Below are 21,501 nucleotides of genomic sequence, written 5' to 3'. Positions count from 1 at the left end.
GTCATGGCCCGCGTCATCGCGATCATGCTGGACGGCCTCAGGCGCGATTTCGTGCGCCCGGAGATCATGCCCAACCTCGTCCGCTTTGCCGCCCGCGCGACGGTGTTCGAGGCCCATCGGTCGGTGTTTCCGTCGGCGACCCGCGTCGTCTCGGCGGCCTTCGCCACCGGCTGCCACCCGGCGCGCAACGGCCTGCAGGGCAACGCGATGGCCCTCATGGAAGACGGTCGGCTGGTGCTGCACGACGCCGGCAAGCCGGAGTTCCTGCAGCACAAGCGCGCCGTCACCGGATGTTCGCTCGCCATGCCGACGCTGGCCGAACGGGTCGCCCCCCACGGCGGCGCGATCGTCTTCAACAACGTCTCGCCGGGAGCCGCCTACGCCCACGATCCCGACGGGCACGGCCACGTCTACCATCGCGCCGGATCGTTCGGGCCCGGCCGCATACCGGTCCCCGAGACCGACGCGCTGGCGATCGCGCTCGGCATCGATGGCGACCGGGAGATGACCCGCCGCTTCGTCGCCGAAGGTGTGGACGGCGACGCCGCCTTCGCGCTGCTCTGGCTGTCCGAACCCGACACCTCCCAACACGCCCTGCCGCTCGGCTCGCCGGAGCACCTGGACCTGCTCGCCGCGGTCGACGCGCTTGCCGGCACCGTCATCGGCGCGGTCGACGCCCGCATCGCCGCCGGTGAGGACATCCTGCTGTCGGTCGGCTCCGACCACGGCCACCAGACGGTCACCGAGACGATCGACGTCGCCGGCTCCCTCGTCGCGGCAGGCCTCAAGCAGGCGGACACCTCCGACGATGTGGTGGTGGCGCCCAACGGCACCGCGGCCCTGATCTACATCCACCCCGACCACGCGGAACGGATTGACGCGATTGCCGCGCATCTCGCCGCCCAGCCCTGGGCCGGCCCGGTCTTTCACGGCGCAGCACTGGCTGACATCCGCCACCACCCGGAGACCGGTCCCGCGATCGCCCTCTCGATGGCGGCGAGCGACGCCGACAACGCCTTCGGCGTGCCGGGCCTGAGCGCTGCGGTGATGCCCGGTCCGGGCAAGGCCGACCGCACCGGCTGCGGCCAGCACGGCGGCCTCGCGGCCCGCGAGCAGTCGCCGGTCCTGATGCTGTCGGGACGCGGGTTCGCGCCCGGCGGCCGCCACGGCGCGACGACATCGGCCGTCGATCTCGCCCCCACCTTTCTCGCCCATCTCGGCCTTCCTGCCGACGACCTCGACGGGCGGGCCCTGCAAGCCGCTTCCCCCTCCATGACGCCGGAGACCTGAACCATGAAATCCCCTTCGCTCACCCGTCGCCAGCTGATGCTGGGCGCCGCCACCACCGCGCTGGTCGCGACGCTTCCGATCTCGCTGCATGCCCAGGATGTCACCCGTGGCGGCGTGCTGCGCTACGCGACCCTCGGCCTCGACACCTCCGATCCGCACCGCCACACCGGCTCGATCGCCGTGCAGCAGCTCTATGCCGAGGCGCTGACCTCCATCGGGCCGGATGGCCGCGTCGAGCCGTTCCTGGCGGAAGCCGTCGAGGTCTCAGACGACGGCATGACCTACACGTTCACCATCCGTGACGGGGTCACCTTCCACAACGGCGACACGCTGACCGCCGACGACGTGGTCGCCAACGTCGAGCGCGTGCGCTCCAACGTGAAGGGCGGCTGGCTCGCCTCCGCCATGAAGCTCGTCGATGGAGCCGAGGCCACGGACGGCCGCACCGTCGTCATCCAGATGACGGAACCCTACGCGCCGCTGACCAACCTGCTCTCGGAGCTGTGGATCCTGTCGCCGAAGTCGCCGGGCTGGGAAGAGACCATCACCACCCCGATCGGCACCGGGCCGTTCTCGTTCGGCGAATGGCAGCCCCAGATCCGGCTGTATGCCCCGGCCCACAAGGCCTACTGGCGCGGCGACATGCCCTATCTGGAGGCGGTCGAGGCTAACCTGCGCGAGGACCTCGACAAGTCGGGCGCCATGCGCGCCGGCGACATCGACATCGCCAGCGTTCCCCGCGACGAGTCGACCCAACTGGCCAAGACCGGCGACGTCCGGGTGAGCACCCTGAAGGACTCCACCTGGTACTTCGTCTCCTTCAACAACCGCAATCCGCGCCCGCCCTTCGACGATCCCCGCGTCCGCGAGGCGATCATGTACGCGGTCGACAAGCAGGCCTTCATGAACTTCCTGGCCGGCGACGACGGCGTGGTGACCAACCAGATGGTCATGCCCGGGCACGTCTACTTCGACCAGGCGCTGCATGACGCCGACAAGCACGCCGCGCCGCATCTCGACAAGGCGAAGGCGATGCTGGCCGAGGCCGGCGTGACGCCGGAGGACGTCACCATCGAGTTCGTCTCCTGGCAGGAGAACTATCCGCAGGTCGTCGTGCAGATGGTGCGCCAGCTCGGCTTCCAGGTGAACCACGTCGCCCTCGACGACCTCGGCGCCCAGAACCGCCTCGGCCAGTACGACTGGGACATGAACACCATGGCCTCCGGGCCGCGCGCCGACATCTTCCTGCGCTTCGTGCGGCTGATGAGCGATGGCCCGAACCCCGTCCTGTGGGGCGGCGTCCAGGATCCGGAACTCGACGCGCTCATCAAGCAGGCCGTCGCGGAGACCGACGAGGACAAGCGCAAGGCGCTCTATCTCGCCGCCTGGCAGCGGGTGTTGGACAACTACTACACGGTCGTCCTCGGCCACGCCGCCAACACCATCGCCATGCGCGAGGCGGTCCAGGGCTACGAGCCGGGCTTCACCTGGTCGCCGAACTGGGCGAGCGGCGGCATCGCCCAGACCTGGCTCAAGCAGGACTGACCGTCATGGCGCTCGTCTCCGCTCACGACGACATCGGATCCAACCGGCCCGCCGTCCACCACGTGGCCGCCTCTGGAAAACCGGAGCGCGATGCGGGCGCAGACTTGGCACCGCCGGCTTCGGCCGGCGTCCGACGACACGTCCCGGGGGCCGTTTCCCCCGGGGCGCTGATCGGCGGCGCGATCGTCCTGATCATCGTGCTGGCGGCCATCTTCGCGCCGCTGATCGCCCCTTACGATCCGCTCGCCCAGGATCTCCTCAACCTGAACAAGGGTCCGAGCGCGGCGCATCTTCTCGGCACCGACCATCTCGGGCGCGACGTCTTCTCGCGCCTCCTGATGGGCGGCCGCACCACTCTCCTTGTCGGCATCGGCGGAACGCTGGTGGCCTTTGTCCTGGGGGCCTGCTGCGGCCTCACCGCGCTGGCGCTGGGACGGATCCCCGAGGCGATCGTCTTCGGCGCGATCGACATCGTCCGCGCCATGCCGGGCATCCTGCTGGCGCTGCTGCTGATCGTCGCCATCGGCGCCGGAACGGGACCGGTGCTGCTCGCGCTCGGCCTCTCCTACGCACCCCATTTCGCCTATGTCTCGCGCGCCGCCTACAAGCGCGAAGCCGCCCAGGACTACGTGCGCGCCGCCGGCCTGTTCGGCGGCGGCCGGCTGCACGTCCTGACGCTGCACGTGCTGCCCAACGTGATGGGCGGGCTGATCACCCAGGCGGCGATCATCCTGCCGCGCTGCATCGTGACGGAATCGGTGCTGAGCTTCCTCGGCCTCGGCGCCTCCCCCGACGCGCCGACCTGGGGCCGCATGGTCTCGGATGCCAGCCGCTATCTGGAGATCGCGCCGCACGCCATCCTCGCCCCGGTGATCGCGCTGATCGCGCTCACCGTCAGCCTGCTGCTCGTCGGCGACGCCCTGCGGGCCCACCTCGACCCCCTGCGCCGGGTGAAGCGCGCCGTCGTGGAGGTGGCCCCGTGACCGCACGTCTCCTTGCCCTCGCGACCAGCCTCGCGCGCATGGTGCTGCAGGCAGCCGGCATCGTGGTGCTCGTCTTCCTTTTGTGCCGGGTGGTGCCCGGCGACGCCGTCGACCGGATGGCGCTGGAAGGCGGGCTGACCAGCGCGCAGGAAAGCGCGCTGCGCGCCGAGATGGGTCTCGACCGCAGCCTCGCCGCCCAGTTCACTGACTGGGCCGGCGAGGCGGTGCGCGGCGATTTCGGCACTTCGCTGCGCTACCACCGGCCGGTGTCCGACATGCTGGCGACGGCGCTGCCGACGACGCTGAAGCTGGCGGTGTTCTCGTTCGTGTTCGGGCTGACGCTGGCGATCGGCCTGGCGGTCGCCGCCGCCATGACCGGCAGCCCCTGGCTCTCCGGCCTCGTCAACCTCGTCAACGTCTGGTCGATCGCCCTGCCGACCTTCTGCGTCGGGGTGATCGCCATCCTGGTCTTCTCCATCTGGCTCGGCTGGCTGCCGGTCCTGGGCGGCCTCCTGATGCCGGTGATCATCATCGGCATGGACAACGCCGGCCAGATCGGCAAGCCGCTGTTCGAAGAGCTGCGCGAGGCGGCGACCTCCGCTCACGTGCGGACCGCACGGGCCAAGGGCCTCGGGCCGGTGCGCATCGCCTTCTTCCACCTGCTGCCGACCGCGCTGCCGGTGGCGCTCGCCATGTCGGGCCTGGTGCTCGCCGGCCTGGTCGCTGGCACGCTGACCATGGAGATCCTGTTCGGGCTTCCGGGCCTCGGCAGCCTGATGCTCAACGCCATCCACGGCCGCGACTACCCCGTGGTGCAGGCGGCGATCACCGTCGCCGCCGTCGGCCTGGTGGTCGTCAACGCGCTCATCGACATCGTCCACCGCACCGTCGACCCGAGGATCGCGCGATGACCGACACGCCCCTTCTGGACGTCCGCAACCTGCACGTCGGAACCGCCGACACCGCGATCCTGAACGGCGTCTCCTTCCCGCTTGCGGCCGGGCGCACCCTCGCGCTGATCGGCGAGTCCGGATCGGGTAAGTCGATGACGGCGCTGGCCATCCTGGGCCTGCTGCCGCGCGGCGTCGACTACGGGACGGGCGCCCGCATCCTGTTCGAAGGCGCGCCGCTGCCGCTCGGCGACGAGGCCGGCATGCGGGCGCTGCGCGGCGCGCGCATCGGCGTCGTGTTCCAGGATCCGATGGCCTGCCTCAATCCGTTCATGCGGGTGGGCCGCCAGATCGAGGAGGCGCTGGTGCGGGCGGGCATGCGCGACGCCGCCGCACGCCGGCGGCGGATCGCCGGCCTGATGGAGGAGGTCGAACTCCCCGATCCCGCCCTCGTCGGCCGCTATCCGCACGAGCTCTCCGGCGGCCAGCAGCAGCGCGTCATGATCGCCATGGCGCTGGCCGGCGAGCCCGACCTGCTCATCGCCGACGAACCCACCAGCGCCCTCGACGCCACCGTGGCGGTGGAGATCATCGCGCTTCTCGCCGCCCTGCAGGAGCGGCGGCGGATGGCCATGCTGTTCATCACCCACGACCTGTCGGTGGCCGGCGCGCTCGCCCACGAAGTGGCCGTCATGCACGATGGCGAACTGCTGGAAATCGGACCGGCCGACGAGGTGCTGACCCGACCGCGCCACCCCTACACCAGGCGGCTGGTGGCGGCCCGCGCCACCCTGCAGGCCTCGGCGCCACCGATCGGTCTGCGCGGCGCGGCCTGTCTCGCCTCCGCCGTCGGCCTCTCCGTCGACTATCCCGGCAAGGGCCTGTTCAGCCGGCCGACGCGCGCCGTGCACGACGTCCAGATCGCGCTGCACGAAGGCCGCACCCTCGGCATCCTGGGACAGTCCGGCTCGGGCAAGAGCACGCTCGCCGCGGCGCTCTGCGGATTGCGCGCGCCGGCCACCGGCTCGATCCGGCTCATCGACCGGACCCTGACGCCGGCGGCGCCGCATCTTCCCCGCGCGCTGCGGCGCCCGATCCAGTTCGTGTTCCAGAACCCGCTCGGCGCGCTCAATCCCCGGCTGACCGTCCGCCGGCTCCTGGCCGAGCCGCTGAGGCTGGCCGGCCTTGCCGACGAGGTGCCGGCGCGGGTCGAGACCGCGCTGGAAGACGTCGGGCTCGAGCCGTCTCTGGCCGGGCGCTATCCCCACCAGCTGTCCGGCGGCCAGCGCCAGCGGGTGTGCATCGCGCGCGCGCTGCTCTGCGAGCCCCGGATCCTCGTCTGCGACGAAGTCGTCTCGGCGCTCGACATGACCGTCCAGGTGCAGATCCTCGCGCTCCTGCGACGGCTGCAGGCCGAGCGCGGCTTCGCCATGGCCTTCATCGGCCACGACATCGAAGTCGTGCGCTGGATATCGGACGAGATCGTGGTCATGCACGACGGACACATGGTCGACCGGTTCGAGGTCGGAGACCTGGGATCGGGGGTCCGGCATGAGCAGACCCGCCGGCTGCTATCAGGCCAGCCCCGGCGCGCTGCCTGAGAGGCCGATCGCCTGAACCTCCAGGCCATGGCGGCACGAACGGCACCCAGACACGATGATGCCGCCGGAGGAATACGGTCCTCGGCGGCATCGGTCAGGGTCGGGAGCGCAGCGCTGGCGTTACGCGGTCAACGCATCGGCGCACGCCTCGGCCCCGTCGCGGGTCGCTGACGTCTCACCGGGCATCGTTGCCCAGCCGCCTTCCTCGACGAATTCGCGCCGCTTGTAGGAACTTGTGATGGCGTTCAGTTCGGTGAGGCGGGCCGAGGAGTTGTCGGCGGCGTTGAACCGCGCGACGCAGATCTCGGCGACCAGCTTGCTGCGCGCCGCATCGGCGGAGGCTTCGCTGGCATCGCGCGCCTTGGCGCCGGTCATCCAGCCGCCCCATGTGAAGCCGACCACCAGGGTGGCGGCGACGCAGGCGACACAGGCCCAGAGCAGGATCGTCTTCGTCGGCTGATACGCTTCCCAGCGCTTGGACATCGACGGTTTCTTGTCGGTTTGGACGGCCATGCAGAGGTTTCCTTCTGGGTTGGTGTTGTTTGCGGCGATCGGCCGGGGCGAAACCCGTCCCGGAGGTTCGGGAGGGGCGTGCGGGTGGGTCTGTCGCGGATCTGGCCGATGCGAACCGATGGGATTGCTCAGAGGACGGGATCTGAGGTCACGTTCCGTCGCTCGGGCGGCGCCACCGGACCGGAAAGAATTCGAGGGCACGAGATGGCTGCAGACGGGCGCATCGCAGACATGAAAGCACGCGCCATCATCCGGCGCACAGCACCGGGAGCCTATCCCTCCCGGCAAAGATAGGCCAAATCTCAGAACTTATGATGTGACTTTCATCATATACGAAAATATTTACAAATATACAGGTGAAAGCCCAATATTCCAGGAAAACGACAAAAGTGGTATTTCAAATTGCCAAGAAATATGCGCTCACACGGCCGCCCCCAGCCGTGGCAGACCGCCCGCTGCCGGGCGGACAGTCTCCCGCCTCAGGCGCCAGCGCGGCGCGGATGTGATACATGATGCGGAAGCGCGGCCGTTCGCAGCGCAGTCGCCGGATGCCCTCCGGAACCGCGTGAACGCGTCCGGCCCTAGGCCTTTGACGGCTTGCCCTTTGCGGCAGCCTCGTCTCTGGCGAGCCGCAATTCCTTGAGCCGTGCGGAATTCGTGCGCGCCTCCTCGGCATCGCTCTCGTACGCCTGCCGCGGTTCCGAGGCCGACTTGCCGCCGCCCTTCTGCACTTTTTTGAAAGCGGCATCTGCCTCCTGGCGCCGCTTGGAATGCTCAGACACGACGTTAATCCTCTCGTTGGACGGCAAGATCGGTATCCGGCGCGATCGATGATCTGCGATGAACGTTCAGCAACCCGTGGCCGCCTGGAGGGTGCCGTGACGACGCTCAGGATTGTTCATAGAACGACCTATGACTACCGCCGTCCGCTCAGGCTGGGACCGCACCGGCTGATGCTGCGGCCGCGCGAAAGCCGCGACCTGAGGCTCATCCGTAACGATCTCATGGTCCGGCCTGCGGCGACAATCACCTGGGCGCACGATGTCTATGGCAATGCCGTAACGACAGCGACCTTCGGGGATCTGACGGCGAATCTTACCATAGAATGCGCGACTGAACTCGAACTCTATGCGGTCGACTGGCCGATCTTCGACATCGCCGCGTCGGCGATCCACTTTCCGTTCCGATATTCCGACGACGATTGGAAGGATCTGGGCCAACTCTCCGCCTGCCAGTACGAGGACCCGCAGGGGCAGCTCGCCCGGTGGGCGCAAGGTTTCGTCGCCGGCTACTCCACCGATACGCTCTCCCTCCTCAAGGACATGAACGCCGGGATCACGGCCCGGATCCGCTACGAGGTCCGCGAGGACGAAGGCACCCAATCTCCGCTGCGCACCCTGGAGCGCGGCGCCGGCTCCTGCCGCGACTTCGCGGTGCTTCTGGTGGAAGCGGTCCGCAGCCTCGGGTTCGGGGCACGCATCGTTTCCGGCTATCTCTGCAGCGCGGGCAACGGCCTCACCGGCTCCCAGGGCGCCGGCTCGACCCATGCGTGGGCCGAAGTCTATGTGCCGGGGGCCGGCTGGATCACCTTCGACCCGACCAATCTCGGCGTCGGCGGCGCCAACCTGATCCCGGTGGCGGTCGCCCGGGATATCCGGCAGGCGATGCCGGTCGTCGGCAGCTTCGAAGGCGCCGCCGAGGACTTCCAGCAAATGTCGGTCGAGGTCGAGGTCACCAAAATGCCGGCCGGGGCCTGACCCCGAGGCCCACCGATTGCGCACCGGTGTGGACGCCTGCCTTCATTTGGCGGTGAAGCCGCCGTCCACGTGCAGGATCTGGCCGGTGACGTAGGCCGCCGCATCCGAGCAGAGGAACAGCGCCGGCCCGACCAGATCCTCCAGCACGCCGTTGCGGCCGATGCAGGTCTGCTCGGCGTTGCGGGCGGTGCGCTCGGCATCGGCGAACACGGCGGCGGTGAGCTCGGTCGGGAAGAAGCCCGGCGCCAGCGCGTTGGCGGTGATGCCGTGGCGCGACCAGGCCTCGGCCATCGCCCGGGTGAGCTGTCCGACACCGCCCTTCGAGGCGCCATAGGCAAGCCCGCCCGGAAAGGCGCGCGTGGTCTGCAGCGAGGCGATGTTGAGGATCCGGCCCCAGCCCCGCGCCTTCATCGGCGGAACCAGCGCCTTCGCCAGAAAGAACGGCGTGGCGAGGTTGAGGTCGATGGTCGCCCGCCACGCCTCGACCGTCACCTCGTCGGCCGGCTGGCGGGCGGTGAGACCCGCGGCGTTGACGAGGATGTCCGGCGGGCCGAACGGCTGCGAGATCTTTTCGGCGAGCGCGTCGAGCGAGGCGTAGTCCGACAGGTCGGCGGCGATCGCTGCCGTCTCGCCGTCGGCCTCCCGGCGCCAGTCCTCGAGCGCTTCGGCACGCCGCGCCACCCCGACCACCTGCGCGCCGGAGGCGGCGAACGCCGCGGCCAGTGCGCGCCCGATCCCGCCGCTGGCGCCGGTCACGCAGGCCACCCGGCCGGCCACGGAAAAGCGATCGTCCACCATGCTCACTCCGCCGCGCTGAGATCGAACGTCTCGCCCGGGAAATACTTCGCGAGACGGATGTCGGCGCTGCGGGCATGGCCTTCCATGCCTTCCAGGCGGGAGATGCGCGCCGTCGCCTCGGCGACCCGCTTGGCACCATCGGCGGTCGCGCGCTGCCAGGTGACAAGCTTCATGTACTTGTGGACCGACAGACCGCCGGTGTAGCGCGCCGCCCCCGAGGTCGGCAGCACGTGGTTGGTGCCCGCCGCCTTGTCGCCATACGCGACCGTGGTCTCCTCGCCCAGGAACAGCGACCCGTAGCACTGCAGCCGCCCCAGCCACCAGTCGAGGTCGGCCGCCTGCACGGTCAGATGCTCGGCCGCGATGTCGTCGGCCACGCGCGCCATCTCCTCCCGGTCGGCGCAGAGGATGACGTCGGCATAGTCGCGCCAGGCGGCCTCGGCGTTCCTGGCGTTCAGCTCCGGCAGATCGGCGATCAGCTCCGGCACCCGCGCCATCACCCGCTCCGCCAGGGCCCGCGAGGTCGTCGCCAGCCAGACCGGCGAGTTGTAGCCATGCTCGGCCTGGCTGACGAGGTCGACCGCGACGATCTCCGCATCGGCGGCGTCGTCGGCGAGGATCAGGCTGTCGGTCGGGCCGGCGAACATGTCGATGCCGACTCGCCCGAACAGGATGCGCTTGGCCTCGGCGACGAACTGGTTGCCCGGCCCGACCAGAATGTCGGCCTTCGGCAGGCCGAACAGACCGAACGCCATGGCGGCCACGCCCTGCACGCCGCCGAGCGCCAGGATGCGGTCGGCACCGCACAGGTCGGCGGTGTAGATGATCGCCGGGTGGATCCCGACGCCCGGCCGCGGCGGCGAGCAGGCGGCGATGTGGCCGCAGCCCGCCACCTTCGCCGTCGTCACCGTCATCAGCGCCGAGGCGATGTGGGCATAGCGGCCGCCGGGCGCGTAGCAGCCTGCCGCCTGGCACGGGATCGCCTTCTGGCCGGCGATGAGCCCCGGCTCGATCTCGAACTCCATGTCGACGATCGTCGCCTTCTGGGCCTCGGCGAAGCGGCGGATGTTGTCGTGGGCGTAGCGGATGTCGTCCTTCAGCTTCTGGGACACCTTCGCCGCGGCCTCTTCGATCTCGGCCCTCCCCACCACGATGTCGCCCTCGTAGCGGTCGAATTCGGCCGCGTAGCGCCGCGCCGCGTCGTCCCCGCCCGCCTCGATCGTGTCGAGGATCGCCTGCACCGTCGCCCGCACGTCGGCGGCGTCGTCGGTGGAGGCTCTTTCGGCCTTCTTGAGATACTGGACGGTCATGGAATCCTCACTTGTACACGTGGGGGAGAAGCGGCGTGGAGAGCGCCGGCCTGCGCGCGCATCATCAGCGTAAGCGCTTGCAAAGACGAAATGCAAGCGCTTACATTCCTGCCACCCGCAAGGTTCGTGTCCGTCTTCAGGAGCTGTCTCATCAAGTCCGCCGCCTCTCTCAACGACGTCGCCCGCCACGCCGGCGTCTCCACGGCGACGGTCTCGCGCGCGCTCAACACGCCGCACCTGGTGAAGACGGACACCCGAAAGCGCGTCGAGGACGCGGTGATGGCGCTCGGCTACACGCCCCATTTCGGTGGACGGGCGCTCGCCTCCAACCGCACCGACACCATCGGCGCGGTGATCCCCACCATGGAAAACGCCATTTTCGCGCGTGGGCTGCAGGCGATGGAGGAGGAGCTGAGCGACCACGGCATCACCCTGCTGGTCGCCACCTCCCACTACGATCCCGACCGCGAGGCCCGGCAGGTGCGGGCACTGCTGGCCCGCGGCGTCGACGCGCTGGCCCTCATCGGTCAGGCGCGACCCGACAGCACCTACGAGATCCTGCGCACCCGGGGCGTCCCGTTCGTGACGCTGTGGAACCGGAGCGACAACGCCGGCACACCGTTCGCTGGCTTCGACAACCACGCCGCGGCGCGCGCGATGGCGGACCTGGTGATGGACAACGGGCATCGCCGGATCGCGATGATCGCCGGCGTCACCCGCGACAACGACCGCGCCCTCTCCCGCGTCGACGGCGTCACGGGTGCCCTCTCCATGCGCGGCATCGAACTCGCGCCACCACTGCTGGTGGAAGCCCCCTATGAGCTGGCAGCGGCCGCCGCCGCCGCGCGGGATATCCTGACGCGCGTCCCGCGCCCGACCGCCATCATCTGCGGCAACGACGTGCTGGCCGCCGGCGCGCTCGTCGGCGCCAAGGAGCTCGGGCTGCGCATTCCGGAGGACGTGTCCGTCGTCGGCTACGACGACATCGACCTGTCGATCGCCGTCGATCCGCCGCTCACCACGGTGCGGGTGCCGCATCGGCGGATGGGCCGGGCTGCCGCCGACATGCTGCGCCGGATGATCGACGGCGCACCCGTCGACAACCGCTGCTTCGAGTTCGAGCTGGTCATCCGCCGCTCGCTGGGATCGGCGGCCGGCAACGAACCTTAGTCCCCGTTCCGGTCAGTCGCCGACGCGCACCCAGTGATTGACGCTCTCCACCCGGCAATCCTTCGCAGTGCCCATGACGGCGGCAGCTTCCGGCGGCAACGAGACCGTCACCGTGGTGATGTGCTCGATGGTCGCAGCGTCGACCACCCGCAACGACCAGACCAGCGAGCTGCCGCCGCCCGGGATCTTGGCGAACGTCCCGGGCATCACGCTTGTCGTCCAGCGGTTGGTGCCGGCGGGCTTCCAGCGCACCTTCATCTGCTGCGTCATCGGCAACTGGTCGGGATGGAAGGGCCGGCGCACGTCGAGCCGGCGCGGCGCCATCATCTCGGCCGGCAGCTTGCCCGGTGAGACGGGAAACGCCTTCTGCATCATGGGCGGACAGCCCCGCATCTGCGTCTCGCCGAGCCGGGCCTGCCAGAGACCGCTGCGCGGCTGCGGCCCGCCGGCCGTCCCGTCCGGGAACAGCTCGATCGGCTTGCGCGTCCCGTCGGGGAGCGGCTGGACCGGTGTCTCGGGCAGCCGATCGAGATCCATCGGTACGTCCCGAGGGACGCACGTGTCCGGACCGGAATAGACGAAGGCCGTGCGGTCGGCGCCGAGCACCACGGCCGCCTCCTGCAGGCTGTCTCGGGCGACCCAGTATCCCTTTCGGTCGGCCGGTGCGACGACCAGCACCGAGCGCGGATCCGGCGCCGAGCCGAACAGGGCCTCCATCTCGCCGCGCACTTCGCTCTCCGGGACCTGATACGTGGGCGCCTCGCCGGGCCGAACGACGACCAGCGGCGACGGACAGGTTGCGAAAACCGGGGAGACACCGGCCGCCAGGCCAGCGAGCACGATGATCGGGCGGATCATTTTGCGCCTCCCACCTTGGACATGAAGGCATCGAACGCCGCCCCATCGACTTGCCGTCCCTGACCGACCGGCCCCGCCGCGGCGGTCAATCCAGCCGCCAGCGCCTCCAGTTCGTCGGTCGAGACGTAGGGCGTGACGTCGCAGAGCGGGCCGAGGGCGGTGTCGACGCAGGGATCGGCGCTCGGCTGGTTGAGACCGACGAGCTTCACGTTGCCGCCCGGATCGCGGTCGTGAAACCAGGTGGCGATCCGGCCGTCGCCTGTGCGCGTCGGCAATTCCACCGACCACCCGGGGGGCAGGGTTCCCGACAGGGGCGGATCGGCGAGGGCAAAACGGCACGGCGCGGGACCGGCGCAGCGCGCGGCCACAGGCTGCGGGCTGAGCGTAAGGCTGGCGCGCAGGGTGTCGAGGGCAGCAAACGCCTGCGCGTCATCGGGGGCGGCATCGTTGCGCCACAGGCAGACGTCGCCGGCTCGGGAGGCGCCGCAGATGCCGTTCGCCTCGATCCACTGGCGCGGATTGAGAAGCAGCATATTGAGATTGCCGCCAGCTTCGTAGAATTCCACCATCGGCCGGTCGAGCCGCTCGCCGGCCGCCTGCGCGCCCGCCGACTGTGGAGCTACGCTCGGCGCGGTCGCCACCCATCCGGCCGGCAGCGTGAAGCCGAGCCCCGTCGCCGGATCGCGGAGCGCGCAATCGGTCGCGCCGAGACAGGTGAAGGCGTAGTCCTCCCAGCGCTTGCCGTCGGCGCCGTCGTCGGGCCCATGGCCCGCGTCGTCCGCCTCCGCCTTGCGCCCGATCGCACCGGCGCCGGTGGCGTCGTCCTCGACCGCGCCCACCTCGAGCGGGATCCGCGCCTTCTCCGCCTGCTCACCGGTCGCGTCGTAGCCGCGATAGACGAGGGCGTAGGTGCCGGGCTCGTCAGGGGCGGCCAAAACCCCGCCTTCGGCCAGTTCGCCCAGGTTCAGGCCGTAGCCGATGCGCTCTTCGCCGCGCCAGATCTCGATCCGGTCGTTGCGCAGCTGGCTGCCGCGTGTCTCCACCGGGATCGGGGCTCCGGGCGCAACGCGCGCAGGCGCGCTCAAGGCAACCGCTGGCTCCATCTCTGCCTCGATGACCACGCTTTCGATCGCCTCGCCGCCCCAGCTCTCCAGCCGCAGCAGATAGCGGCCGGACCCGGCCGGCAGGTTGATGCCGGCGTTCTTGCGCCCCTTGGTGCCCTCGACCGTGCTGTAGGTGATGGACTCGCCGGGGCTGCCGTCGGCCGCGAGCCGGTAGAGCTGCAGAGCGAGCGCCGCCCCGTTGGTCTCCTGGCCTTCGTGCAGGATCTCCAGGTCCACCTGGGTCGTCTCGCCGATTGCCGCATAGGGGCCGCGATCGCGGAGGGCGACCTGCGGCAGCTTGCCGATCAGGGTAACCGGAACGTCCTGCGGCTCGCCGGCCGCCACCGTGAACGCCGCCTCGCCGTAGCCGTTCGCCGCCTCCACGCTCGCCACGTACGCACCGGGCGGCAGCTCCACGGGATAGGGTGCGTAGCGGTCGTCTCCGGTCACCGTGGCGGCGACGCGCTCCTGCCCGCCGTCGTCGCGCACCCGCCACGCATAGCTGTCTGGCATCCCGCCGGAATAGACGAACAGGAGGTGCACGCCCGCCGTCCGCGTCTCCGCCGGAGCGGCTCCTGTGCGCACCAGCGCCTCGGCCAGTTCGTCGCCGGATTGCGGCCGCAGCAGCAGCCCCCCGGTCCTGGCCGGAATGCAGGCGAGCGTTTCCGCCTCCTGCTCGGTCAGGCCAAAACCCACAACGTGGGCCCGGACGCGGATGCCTTCCGCCAGCAACGCGTCGATCACCGCGCACGGATCGACGCCGCATGTCTCCAGCCCGTCGGTCACCAGCACGATGTCGGCCTCCTCGGCCATGCGGGGGATCTGGGAGGCTGCAATTCGCAACGACTGACCGAGCGGCGTCTTGCCCTTCGGCGAGATCCGGGAGACGCGGTCAGCCAGGCCCGCCGGATCCTGGAGGCCGGTGGGGGCAATCACCTCGATGTCGGAGCAGTCTCCCTTGCGGTTGTGGCCATAGGCGACGACGCCCAGCGGCACGCTGCGGTCGCGCAGGGTAAAGAAGTCGGTGAGCACGTCCCGGGCAATCTCGATCTTGGTCCGACCGCCGTCGAGCTGGCCCCACATGGATCCCGAAGCGTCGAGCACGAGGATGGAGGCCCGTTGCGAATCCGCCGCCCGCGCCGGCATCGTCGGCGCCAGGACGAGGGACCCGACGAGCAGGCCGAGCGCCACACGCGTGGCGGACAGAAGGGGCGGTCGGGAGAAGCGGATGTGCGGCATCGGTTTCCGTCGCGTCTGGTGTCGAGGTGGCGGCCGAGCGGAATGCCCGTCGGTTGCCTGACCCTACGCGACGCGTCCGCGCGGTTCTTGGGGATGCCGGTAGTGGAGCGGGGGAGCGCGGCACAAAGCGGGGCGACGGAGGTCCCACACGCCCCCCTCCCGGATCAGGCCGGGCGCGGGCGGCCCGCCGGGGCATCACGGAACGCCGGCGCCGGTGTCACGCCGGCCGCCGCGCGGGCGCGTACGTCGCGCGGGGTTGCGGCGAAGGCACGCTTGAACAGGGCGTTGAACCAGGACACATCGCCGAAGCCGCACGACAGGGCGATGTCCGCGACCGACCGGTGGGACGCGGCCGGATCGGTGAGTTCGCGATAGGCCAACAGCAGCCGCCGTGCGGTGACGTAGTCGCGGAACGAGGTCTCCTCGCCGGCGAACAGCGCGCGCAGATAGCGTTCGGAAATGCGGTGGCGGCCAGTGATCCACTCCACCGAGAGGCCGGGCTCGGTGAGGCGGGTCTCGATGTCTGCCTTGATGGCCGCCAGGCGCGCCGCACGGCCGCCCCGACCGCGGGCCTGTTCGGCGCTGTCGCGGTCGGCGCCGAGCGCCAGCAGGGCGAGATCCTGAACGTGGACCGCGCAGCGCAGCGCCTCGTCGGTGGAGAGCCCGGCCATCTCGTCGTGCAAGGCGCGGGCATAGCGGCTGAACAACCGCCACTGGGGCGTCAGCGGCGCGGTGCCGCGCAGCATCCGGTCGAGCCTGCTGCCACAGCTCGCCAGCACGCCGCGCGGCAGCGAGACATAGAACACCTCGGACCGGGCACCGTGGAACCGCGCCCGCCCCGGCACCTCGTTCGGGTCGACGTAGATGGTCCCCGGCGCACAATCGACGGGGACACCGCCCTGCTGATGCATGGAGAAGCCGCCAGCCACTGGAATGTGGATCATCAGATTGTCACCGGTCTCGGCGGCGAGACCCGTGGTGCGTTCCGCACGGCACGCGGAATGGATGCCGATCCCCGTCACCAGCGTCGGCAGCACGCCGATCACCGTCTCGGATGTGAAGCGGTCGAGATGGTCCGGTACGATGTCGAGCTTGCAGATCGCAGATACCGCGTCCTGGAAGGCGGCGACGCGCGTCGCCGCATCGAAATCGCTGGCTCTCAGGCTGACGATCGGCATCGTCCCTCCCCGACTCGGCCCCCCGACCGTCTGAGTGTCCGGCGGCCGGCAGATGACACCGGCAGCCCGCGCAGGATGTCGTTTATAGCCCGACGCCCGCCAATCCGCATGTGTCCGGCATCACGGGCCAGCGGTTTGACGATGCGTGCGGCCGGCAAGCCCGCCAGCGGTCGCCGACCCGCCCTCTCATGGCGATCAAGGGCAGCCCCCGCCCATCATCAGGGCCACGCGCCCCGCTCACTCATCATATGAATAGGGGGCGATTGGCCAAATCACGCTTGATGAAGCCCACCTCTTGATCTAATTGTACGATAAATAGAGATCTGGGAGGATCACGCGTGTCTCTGGTGGGTTGGGCCGACGAGAATGGGGCTGACGGCGAGCGGTCGAACCTGACGACCGGTGTCGCCACCCATATCGGCTGCCGGATCGCCTCCGGCCGGCTGCTTCCCGGCGAACTCCTGCCGACCGAGAAGGACATCCAGACCGAGTACGGGGTGTCCCGAACCGTGGTGCGCGAAGCGGTGCGCCATCTGGCCGGCAAGGGCCTGATCTCGGTGCGCCCGAAAGTCGGAATGCGCGTCCGTCCCGAGACCGACTGGAACATGCTGGATTCGGAGGTGATGCGCTGGCATCTCCTCGCCGAGGTCCGGCGCCCGTTCGTCGAGGCGCTCTACGAGATGCGCCTGATCAACGAGCCCGCCGCCGCCCGGATCGCCGCCGACCGCATCGATCCGTCCGACCGGCGCGCGCTGGGCGCCGCCCTCGACGGCATGGCGCAGCACCCGCGCGGCTCCGACGCACTGATCGCCGCCGACCTCGATTTCCACCGCATCATCCTGCGCGCCACCGGCAACCCGATCCTGCGCTCGCTCGGCGCGATGATCGAGCGCAGCCTGTCGATCTCGTTCTCGATGAGCTGGCGGCAGAATCCGCAGGACGAGACCGTCCGCCAGCACGCCCGCGTCCACGACGCCATCTGCAGCGGCGACGGGGAACTCGCCGAGATCTACATGCGAAGGCTGATCGAAAGCGCCTTCGACGACGTCCTCCTCGCGCTCTACGCCGATGGCGGAGCAGGCGACGGGGAGCGGCCGGGCACGATGCCCGTCGCCAACGAGAAAGACCGCCTTCACGTGCGGTGAGGAAACGCGCGCCCGCCCCGACGGACGCCAGACAGGGATGGAGACAACGATGCTTTTGAGGACGCTCGTCCTGGCGGCCGCCGCGCTCGGCCTTGCCGCCGCACAACCACAGGCTGCCTTCGCACAGGACAAGGGAACCGTCGGCATCGCCATGCCGACGAAATCGTCGGCCCGCTGGATCGCCGACGGCAACAACATGGTCAAGCAGTTCCAGGAGGCCGGCTACGCCACCGACCTGCAGTACGCCGAAGACGACATTCCGAACCAGCTCTCGCAGATCGAGAACATGGTGACGAAGGGCGTCGACGCGCTGGTGATCGCCTCCATCGACGGCACCACCCTGTCGAACGTGCTCGCCAATGCCGCCGCCATGAACATCCCGGTGATCGCCTACGACCGGCTGATCCGCGATTCCGAGAACGTCGACTACTACGCGACCTTCGACAACTTCCAGGTCGGCGTGCAGCAGGCCGAGACCCTGGTCGACGGCCTGAAGCAGCGCTTCCCCGACGCCGAGACCTGGAACGTGGAGCTGTTCGGCGGGTCGCCCGACGACAACAACGCCTACTTCTTCTACAACGGCGCCATGAGTGTGCTGCAGCCGCTCATCGACCAGGGCAAGATCGCGATCGTCTCCGGCCAGACCGGCATGGACAAGGTCGGCACCCTGCGCTGGGACGGCTCGCTCGCCCAGGCGCGCATGGATAATCTGCTGTCCGCCTACTACAGCGACAAGCACGTTCACGCGGTGCTCTCGCCCTATGACGGGCTGTCGATCGGGATCATCTCCTCGCTGAAGGGCGTCGGCTACGGTTCCGGCGACATGCCGATGCCGATCATCAGCGGCCAGGATGCGGAAATCCCCTCGGTGAAGGCGATCCTGCGGGGCGACCAGTACTCGACCATCTTCAAGGACACCCGGCAGCTTGCCGGCGTCACGGTCGACATGGTCAACGCCGTCCTCAACGGGAAGACGCCCGAGGTGAACGACACCAAGACCTACGACAACGGGGTCAAGGTGGTGCCGTCCTACCTCCTGAAGCCGGTGATCGTGACCAAGGACAACATCCGGTCCGTGCTGGTCGACAGCGGCTACTACACCGAAGACCAGGTGTTCTAGAGCGCCTTTCGGTCAGGCCCCGCGCCTGACCGACGACGACGCCAGGCCCAGGGCCGCGATCGGGTTTCTCCCCTTGCCCGACCGCGCGCCGAAGCGGGGGAGCCGGCCGCCGCAGCGTACCGGCGCGGCCGGCACCCGCCTCCCGAACGCGGCGCCGGGGCCCTGCCCCAAAGTTCAGGATCACCTGTCGATGAACGCCCCGATGACCGCTGCCCCGACGCCGATCCTGGAGATGCACGGCATCACCAAGACGTTTCCCGGCGTCGTCGCCCTCGACACCGTCAGCCTGTCGGTGCGTGAAGGCGAGATCCACGCGCTCGTCGGCGAGAACGGGGCGGGCAAGTCGACCCTGATGAAGGTCCTGTCGGGGGTCTATCCGCACGGCAGCTACACGGGATCGATCGCCTTCCGGGGCGAGGAGTGCCGTTTCTCGGGCATCACGGACAGCGAGCGCCTGGGCATCATCATCATCCACCAGGAGCTGGCGCTGATCCCGCTTCTGTCGATCGCCGAGAACATCTTCCTCGGCAACGAGCGCGCCACGCGCGGCGTCATCGACTGGGACGAGACCTTCGAGCGGACGGCCGAGCTTCTGGCCAAGGTCGGGCTGACGGAATCGCCGAAGACCCGAGTGACGGACCTCGGCCTCGGCAAGCAGCAGCTGGTGGAGATCGCCAAGGCGCTGTCGAAGGAGGTGAAGCTCCTGATCCTCGACGAGCCGACATCGAGCCTCAACGAACACGACAGCGACGCGCTGCTCGAGCTTCTCCTGGAGTTCAAGCGCCGCGGCATCTCCTCCATCCTGATCTCCCACAAGCTGAACGAGATCTCCAAGGTGGCCGACACCATCACCGTCCTGCGGGACGGCGGCGTGGTGTCCAACCTCGACTGCGCCACCGGCGCGGTGAGCGAGGAAGACATCATCCGCGACATGGTCGGCCGCAATCTGGAGGACCGGTTTCCGAACCGCGACCCGAAGATCGGCGAGACGATCCTCGAGGTGTCGAACTGGACGGTCCACCATCCGCTGCACGCCGACCGCAAGGTGGTCGACGACGTGAGCTTTCACGTGCGGCGCGGCGAGGTGGTCGGCATCGCCGGGCTGATGGGCGCCGGCCGCACCGAGCTCGCCATGAGCCTGTTCGGCCGGTCGTACGGAACCCGCATTTCCGGCGAAGTGCGCATCAACGGCGCGCCGGCCGACGTCTCGACGGTGGCGCGGGCGATCGGCAACGGCCTCTGCTACGCGACCGAGGACCGCAAGACCTACGGCCTCATCCTCGACGAGCCCATCCGGCGGAACATCCCCCTCGCCAACCTCCTCGGCATCTCCGACGGCATCGTTGTCGACGAGGGCCGCGAGCTCGCGGTGGCGGGCGACTACCGCGAGCGCATGCACATCAAATGCTCCGGCGTGGGGCAGGAAGTGGTCAACCTTTCCGGCGGCAACCAGCAGAAGGTCGTGCTGTCGAAATGGCTGTTCGCGGGACCCGAGGTGCTGATCCTCGACGAGCCGACGCGCGGCATCGATGTGGGCGCCAAGACCGAGATCTACGGGATCATCGCCGACCTGGCGGCGGCCGGGAAGGCGATCGTGATGATCTCCTCGGAGATGCCGGAGCTGCTGGGCGTCTCCGACCGCATCTACGTGATGAACGAAGGCCGCTTCGTGGGCGAGCTCGACGCGGCGCACGCGTCGCAGGAGGCGATCATGTCGCTCATCGTCCGCTCCGGCAAAGACCACTAGGAAACGCGCATGTCGCAAGACCTCAGCGAAAGCATCGACCTGTCCGCAAAGGCGACCGGCGGCGCGCCGTCCGCCGCCCACGGATCGCGCAGCGCGTTCCTGCGCCGGCACATGCGGGAATACGGCATCCTGATCGCGCTGATCGTCATCATGGCGTTCTTCCAGGTGATGACCGACGGCATCCTGATGAAGCCGGTCAACCTGACCAACCTCATCCTGCAAAACAGCTACATCGTCATCATGGCGGTGGGCATGCTGCTGGTGATCGTCTCCGGCCACATCGATCTGTCGGTCGGCTCGGTGATGGGCTTCATCGGGGCGCTCGCCGCGGTGATGATCGTCAACTGGGACATGAACTACCTGCTTGCCGGCGCCCTCTGCCTGGTCGCGGGGGCGCTGATCGGCGCCGCCCAGGGCTACTGGGTGGCCTACTGGAAGATCCCCTCCTTCATCGTCACGCTTGCCGGCATGCTGGTCTTCAAGGGGCTGATGATGAAGCTCCTCGACGGCCAGTCCGTCGGGCCGTTCCCGCGCGGCTTCCAGCTCCTCGCCTCCGGCTTCCTGCCCGACATCGCGTCGGTAAAGGGCCTCAACGTGCTGTCGCTGCTGCTCGGGCTGGCGGTGGTGTCGGCGATCCTCTATTTCGGCCTGCGCAGCCGATTCCGGGGCCGCGCCGGCGGCCACGACGACGAACCGCTCGGCTTCTTCGTCGCCAAGATCCTGCTGTTCGTCGGCGCCATCGGCTACTTCGTCTGGGTGCTGGCGACGTTCCGAGGCTTTCCCAACGTCCTCATCGTGATGGCGCTGCTGGTCAGCGTCTATTCCTTCATCACCTCGCGCACGACCATCGGCCGCCGCATCTATGCCGTCGGCGGCAACGAGAAGGCGGCGCGCCTCTCCGGCATCAACTCGCCGCGGCTGGTGTTCCTGACCTTCGTCAACATGGGAATGCTGGCAGCGCTCGCCGGCCTCGTCTTCGCCGCCCGCCTCAACACCGCCCAGCCGAAGGCCGGCCTCGGCTTCGAGCTCGACGTGATCGCGGCCGTCTTCATCGGCGGCGCGTCCATGTCCGGCGGCGTCGGCACCATCGTCGGCGCGGTGGTCGGCGCCTTCATCATGGGGGTGATGAACAACGGCATGTCGATGCTGGGCATCGGCATCGACGACCAGCAGGTGGTCAAGGGGCTGGTGCTGCTGCTGGCCGTGATCTTCGACGTCTACAACAAGAACAAGGCCTGACGGCACCGACAGGGG

Annotated in this window: 18 protein-coding genes; 11 read left to right on the top strand and 7 right to left on the bottom strand. The window is 69.2% G+C overall.

The window, feature by feature from the left end; translation table 11 throughout:
• Window positions 1-3 precede the first annotated feature (3 nt).
• The 5 genes from ACSSVZ_RS12960 to ACSSVZ_RS12940 are packed head-to-tail and all read left to right on the top strand — an operon-like array spanning window position 4 to window position 6,309.
• Complete coding sequence (locus tag ACSSVZ_RS12960; RefSeq protein WP_453970596.1) at window positions 4-1,290, top strand: alkaline phosphatase family protein; 1,287 nt, start codon at window positions 4-6, stop codon at window positions 1,288-1,290.
• Between the two features lie 3 nt (window positions 1,291-1,293).
• Complete coding sequence (locus ACSSVZ_RS12955; RefSeq protein WP_453970594.1) at window positions 1,294-2,835, top strand: ABC transporter substrate-binding protein; 1,542 nt, start codon at window positions 1,294-1,296, stop codon at window positions 2,833-2,835.
• 5 nt (window positions 2,836-2,840) lie between these two features.
• A complete protein-coding gene (locus ACSSVZ_RS12950) occupies window positions 2,841-3,818 on the top strand; it encodes an ABC transporter permease (protein WP_453970593.1) in 978 nt (325 codons plus the stop codon).
• Entirely contained in the window at window positions 3,815-4,729 is a 915-nt protein-coding gene (locus ACSSVZ_RS12945; protein WP_453970592.1) for an ABC transporter permease, read from the top strand. The genes ACSSVZ_RS12950 and ACSSVZ_RS12945 overlap by 4 nt, the downstream gene beginning before the upstream one ends.
• Window positions 4,726-6,309 (top strand): dipeptide ABC transporter ATP-binding protein, encoded by a 1,584-nt coding sequence (locus ACSSVZ_RS12940; RefSeq protein WP_453970590.1) that lies wholly within the window; start codon window positions 4,726-4,728, stop codon window positions 6,307-6,309. The genes ACSSVZ_RS12945 and ACSSVZ_RS12940 overlap by 4 nt, the downstream gene beginning before the upstream one ends.
• 120 nt (window positions 6,310-6,429) lie before the next feature.
• Here the strand turns inward: ACSSVZ_RS12940 and ACSSVZ_RS12935 are convergent, their stop codons facing one another.
• Entirely contained in the window at window positions 6,430-6,822 is a 393-nt protein-coding gene (locus ACSSVZ_RS12935; RefSeq protein WP_453970588.1) for a hypothetical protein, read from the bottom strand.
• Window positions 6,823-7,403: 581 nt separating this feature from the next.
• A complete protein-coding gene (locus ACSSVZ_RS12930) occupies window positions 7,404-7,604 on the bottom strand; it encodes a hypothetical protein (RefSeq protein ID WP_453970586.1) in 201 nt (66 codons plus the stop codon).
• 96 nt (window positions 7,605-7,700) lie between these two features.
• Between ACSSVZ_RS12930 and ACSSVZ_RS12925 the strand changes: the two genes are divergently transcribed.
• Window positions 7,701-8,579 carry a transglutaminase family protein gene (locus ACSSVZ_RS12925; protein ID WP_453970584.1) on the top strand — a complete coding sequence of 293 codons (879 nt, stop codon included), beginning with the start codon at window positions 7,701-7,703 and terminating at the stop codon, window positions 8,577-8,579.
• A gap of 42 nt (window positions 8,580-8,621) precedes the next feature.
• Here ACSSVZ_RS12925 and ACSSVZ_RS12920 read toward each other — a convergent pair whose 3' ends face one another.
• A complete protein-coding gene (locus ACSSVZ_RS12920) occupies window positions 8,622-9,377 on the bottom strand; it encodes an SDR family NAD(P)-dependent oxidoreductase (protein WP_453970583.1) in 756 nt (251 codons plus the stop codon).
• A gap of 2 nt (window positions 9,378-9,379) precedes the next feature.
• The gene (gene hisD, locus ACSSVZ_RS12915; RefSeq protein ID WP_453970581.1) at window positions 9,380-10,687 is read right to left on the bottom strand and encodes a histidinol dehydrogenase; all 1,308 of its coding nucleotides are present in this window, start codon (window positions 10,685-10,687) and stop codon (window positions 9,380-9,382) included.
• A gap of 126 nt (window positions 10,688-10,813) precedes the next feature.
• Between hisD and ACSSVZ_RS12910 the strand changes: the two genes are divergently transcribed.
• Window positions 10,814-11,857, top strand: a complete 1,044-nt coding sequence (locus ACSSVZ_RS12910; RefSeq protein ID WP_453970579.1) for a LacI family DNA-binding transcriptional regulator — start codon at window positions 10,814-10,816, stop codon at window positions 11,855-11,857.
• Between the two features lie 12 nt (window positions 11,858-11,869).
• Here the strand turns inward: ACSSVZ_RS12910 and ACSSVZ_RS12905 are convergent, their stop codons facing one another.
• The 3 genes from ACSSVZ_RS12905 to ACSSVZ_RS12895 form a co-directional block, all read right to left on the bottom strand.
• A complete protein-coding gene (locus tag ACSSVZ_RS12905; RefSeq protein WP_453970577.1) occupies window positions 11,870-12,715 on the bottom strand; it encodes a hypothetical protein in 846 nt (281 codons plus the stop codon).
• Window positions 12,712-15,057: a vWA domain-containing protein gene (locus ACSSVZ_RS12900; RefSeq protein WP_453970576.1), complete on the bottom strand. Its 2,346-nt coding sequence runs from the start codon at window positions 15,055-15,057 to the stop codon at window positions 12,712-12,714. The genes ACSSVZ_RS12905 and ACSSVZ_RS12900 overlap by 4 nt, the downstream gene beginning before the upstream one ends.
• Before the next feature lie 164 nt (window positions 15,058-15,221).
• Window positions 15,222-16,235: a helix-turn-helix transcriptional regulator gene (locus tag ACSSVZ_RS12895; RefSeq protein WP_453970574.1), complete on the bottom strand. Its 1,014-nt coding sequence runs from the start codon at window positions 16,233-16,235 to the stop codon at window positions 15,222-15,224.
• A gap of 338 nt (window positions 16,236-16,573) precedes the next feature.
• Between ACSSVZ_RS12895 and ACSSVZ_RS12890 the strand changes: the two genes are divergently transcribed.
• The 4 genes from ACSSVZ_RS12890 (at window position 16,574) to mmsB (ending at window position 21,486) form a co-directional block, all read left to right on the top strand.
• Window positions 16,574-17,380, top strand: a complete 807-nt coding sequence (locus ACSSVZ_RS12890; RefSeq protein ID WP_453970572.1) for a FadR/GntR family transcriptional regulator — start codon at window positions 16,574-16,576, stop codon at window positions 17,378-17,380.
• 49 nt (window positions 17,381-17,429) lie between these two features.
• Window positions 17,430-18,500, top strand: a complete 1,071-nt coding sequence (gene chvE, locus ACSSVZ_RS12885) for a multiple monosaccharide ABC transporter substrate-binding protein (protein WP_453970570.1) — start codon at window positions 17,430-17,432, stop codon at window positions 18,498-18,500.
• Window positions 18,501-18,702: 202 nt separating this feature from the next.
• Entirely contained in the window at window positions 18,703-20,247 is a 1,545-nt protein-coding gene (mmsA, locus tag ACSSVZ_RS12880) for a multiple monosaccharide ABC transporter ATP-binding protein (protein ID WP_453970569.1), read from the top strand.
• A 9-nt stretch (window positions 20,248-20,256) separates the two neighbouring features.
• Window positions 20,257-21,486 (top strand): multiple monosaccharide ABC transporter permease, encoded by a 1,230-nt coding sequence (gene mmsB / locus ACSSVZ_RS12875; RefSeq protein WP_453970566.1) that lies wholly within the window; start codon window positions 20,257-20,259, stop codon window positions 21,484-21,486.
• The last annotated feature ends 15 nt before the right edge of the window (window positions 21,487-21,501 follow it).

It is taken from the genome of Amorphus sp. MBR-141, assembly GCF_053628695.1.
This window is presented reverse-complemented; position numbering and strand designations above follow the sequence as displayed.

Bases quoted from the DNA above. Each gene is read 5' to 3' on its own strand.
- ACSSVZ_RS12960 (WP_453970596.1), top strand. From the start codon at position 4: ATGGCCCGCGTCATCGCGATCATGCTGGACGGCCTCAGGCGCGATTTC.
- ACSSVZ_RS12955 (WP_453970594.1), top strand. From the start codon at position 1,294: ATGAAATCCCCTTCGCTCACCCGTCGCCAGCTGATGCTGGGCGCCGCC.
- ACSSVZ_RS12950 (WP_453970593.1), top strand. From the start codon at position 2,841: ATGGCGCTCGTCTCCGCTCACGACGACATCGGATCCAACCGGCCCGCC.
- ACSSVZ_RS12940 (WP_453970590.1), top strand. From the start codon at position 4,726: ATGACCGACACGCCCCTTCTGGACGTCCGCAACCTGCACGTCGGAACC.
- ACSSVZ_RS12935 (WP_453970588.1), bottom strand. From the start codon at position 6,822: ATGGCCGTCCAAACCGACAAGAAACCGTCGATGTCCAAGCGCTGGGAA.
- ACSSVZ_RS12920 (WP_453970583.1), bottom strand. From the start codon at position 9,377: ATGGTGGACGATCGCTTTTCCGTGGCCGGCCGGGTGGCCTGCGTGACC.
- hisD (WP_453970581.1), bottom strand. From the start codon at position 10,687: ATGACCGTCCAGTATCTCAAGAAGGCCGAAAGAGCCTCCACCGACGAC.
- ACSSVZ_RS12905 (WP_453970577.1), bottom strand. From the start codon at position 12,715: ATGATCCGCCCGATCATCGTGCTCGCTGGCCTGGCGGCCGGTGTCTCC.
- ACSSVZ_RS12900 (WP_453970576.1), bottom strand. From the start codon at position 15,057: ATGCCGCACATCCGCTTCTCCCGACCGCCCCTTCTGTCCGCCACGCGT.
- ACSSVZ_RS12895 (WP_453970574.1), bottom strand. From the start codon at position 16,235: ATGCCGATCGTCAGCCTGAGAGCCAGCGATTTCGATGCGGCGACGCGC.
- chvE (WP_453970570.1), top strand. From the start codon at position 17,430: ATGCTTTTGAGGACGCTCGTCCTGGCGGCCGCCGCGCTCGGCCTTGCC.
- mmsA (WP_453970569.1), top strand. From the start codon at position 18,703: ATGACCGCTGCCCCGACGCCGATCCTGGAGATGCACGGCATCACCAAG.
- mmsB (WP_453970566.1), top strand. From the start codon at position 20,257: ATGTCGCAAGACCTCAGCGAAAGCATCGACCTGTCCGCAAAGGCGACC.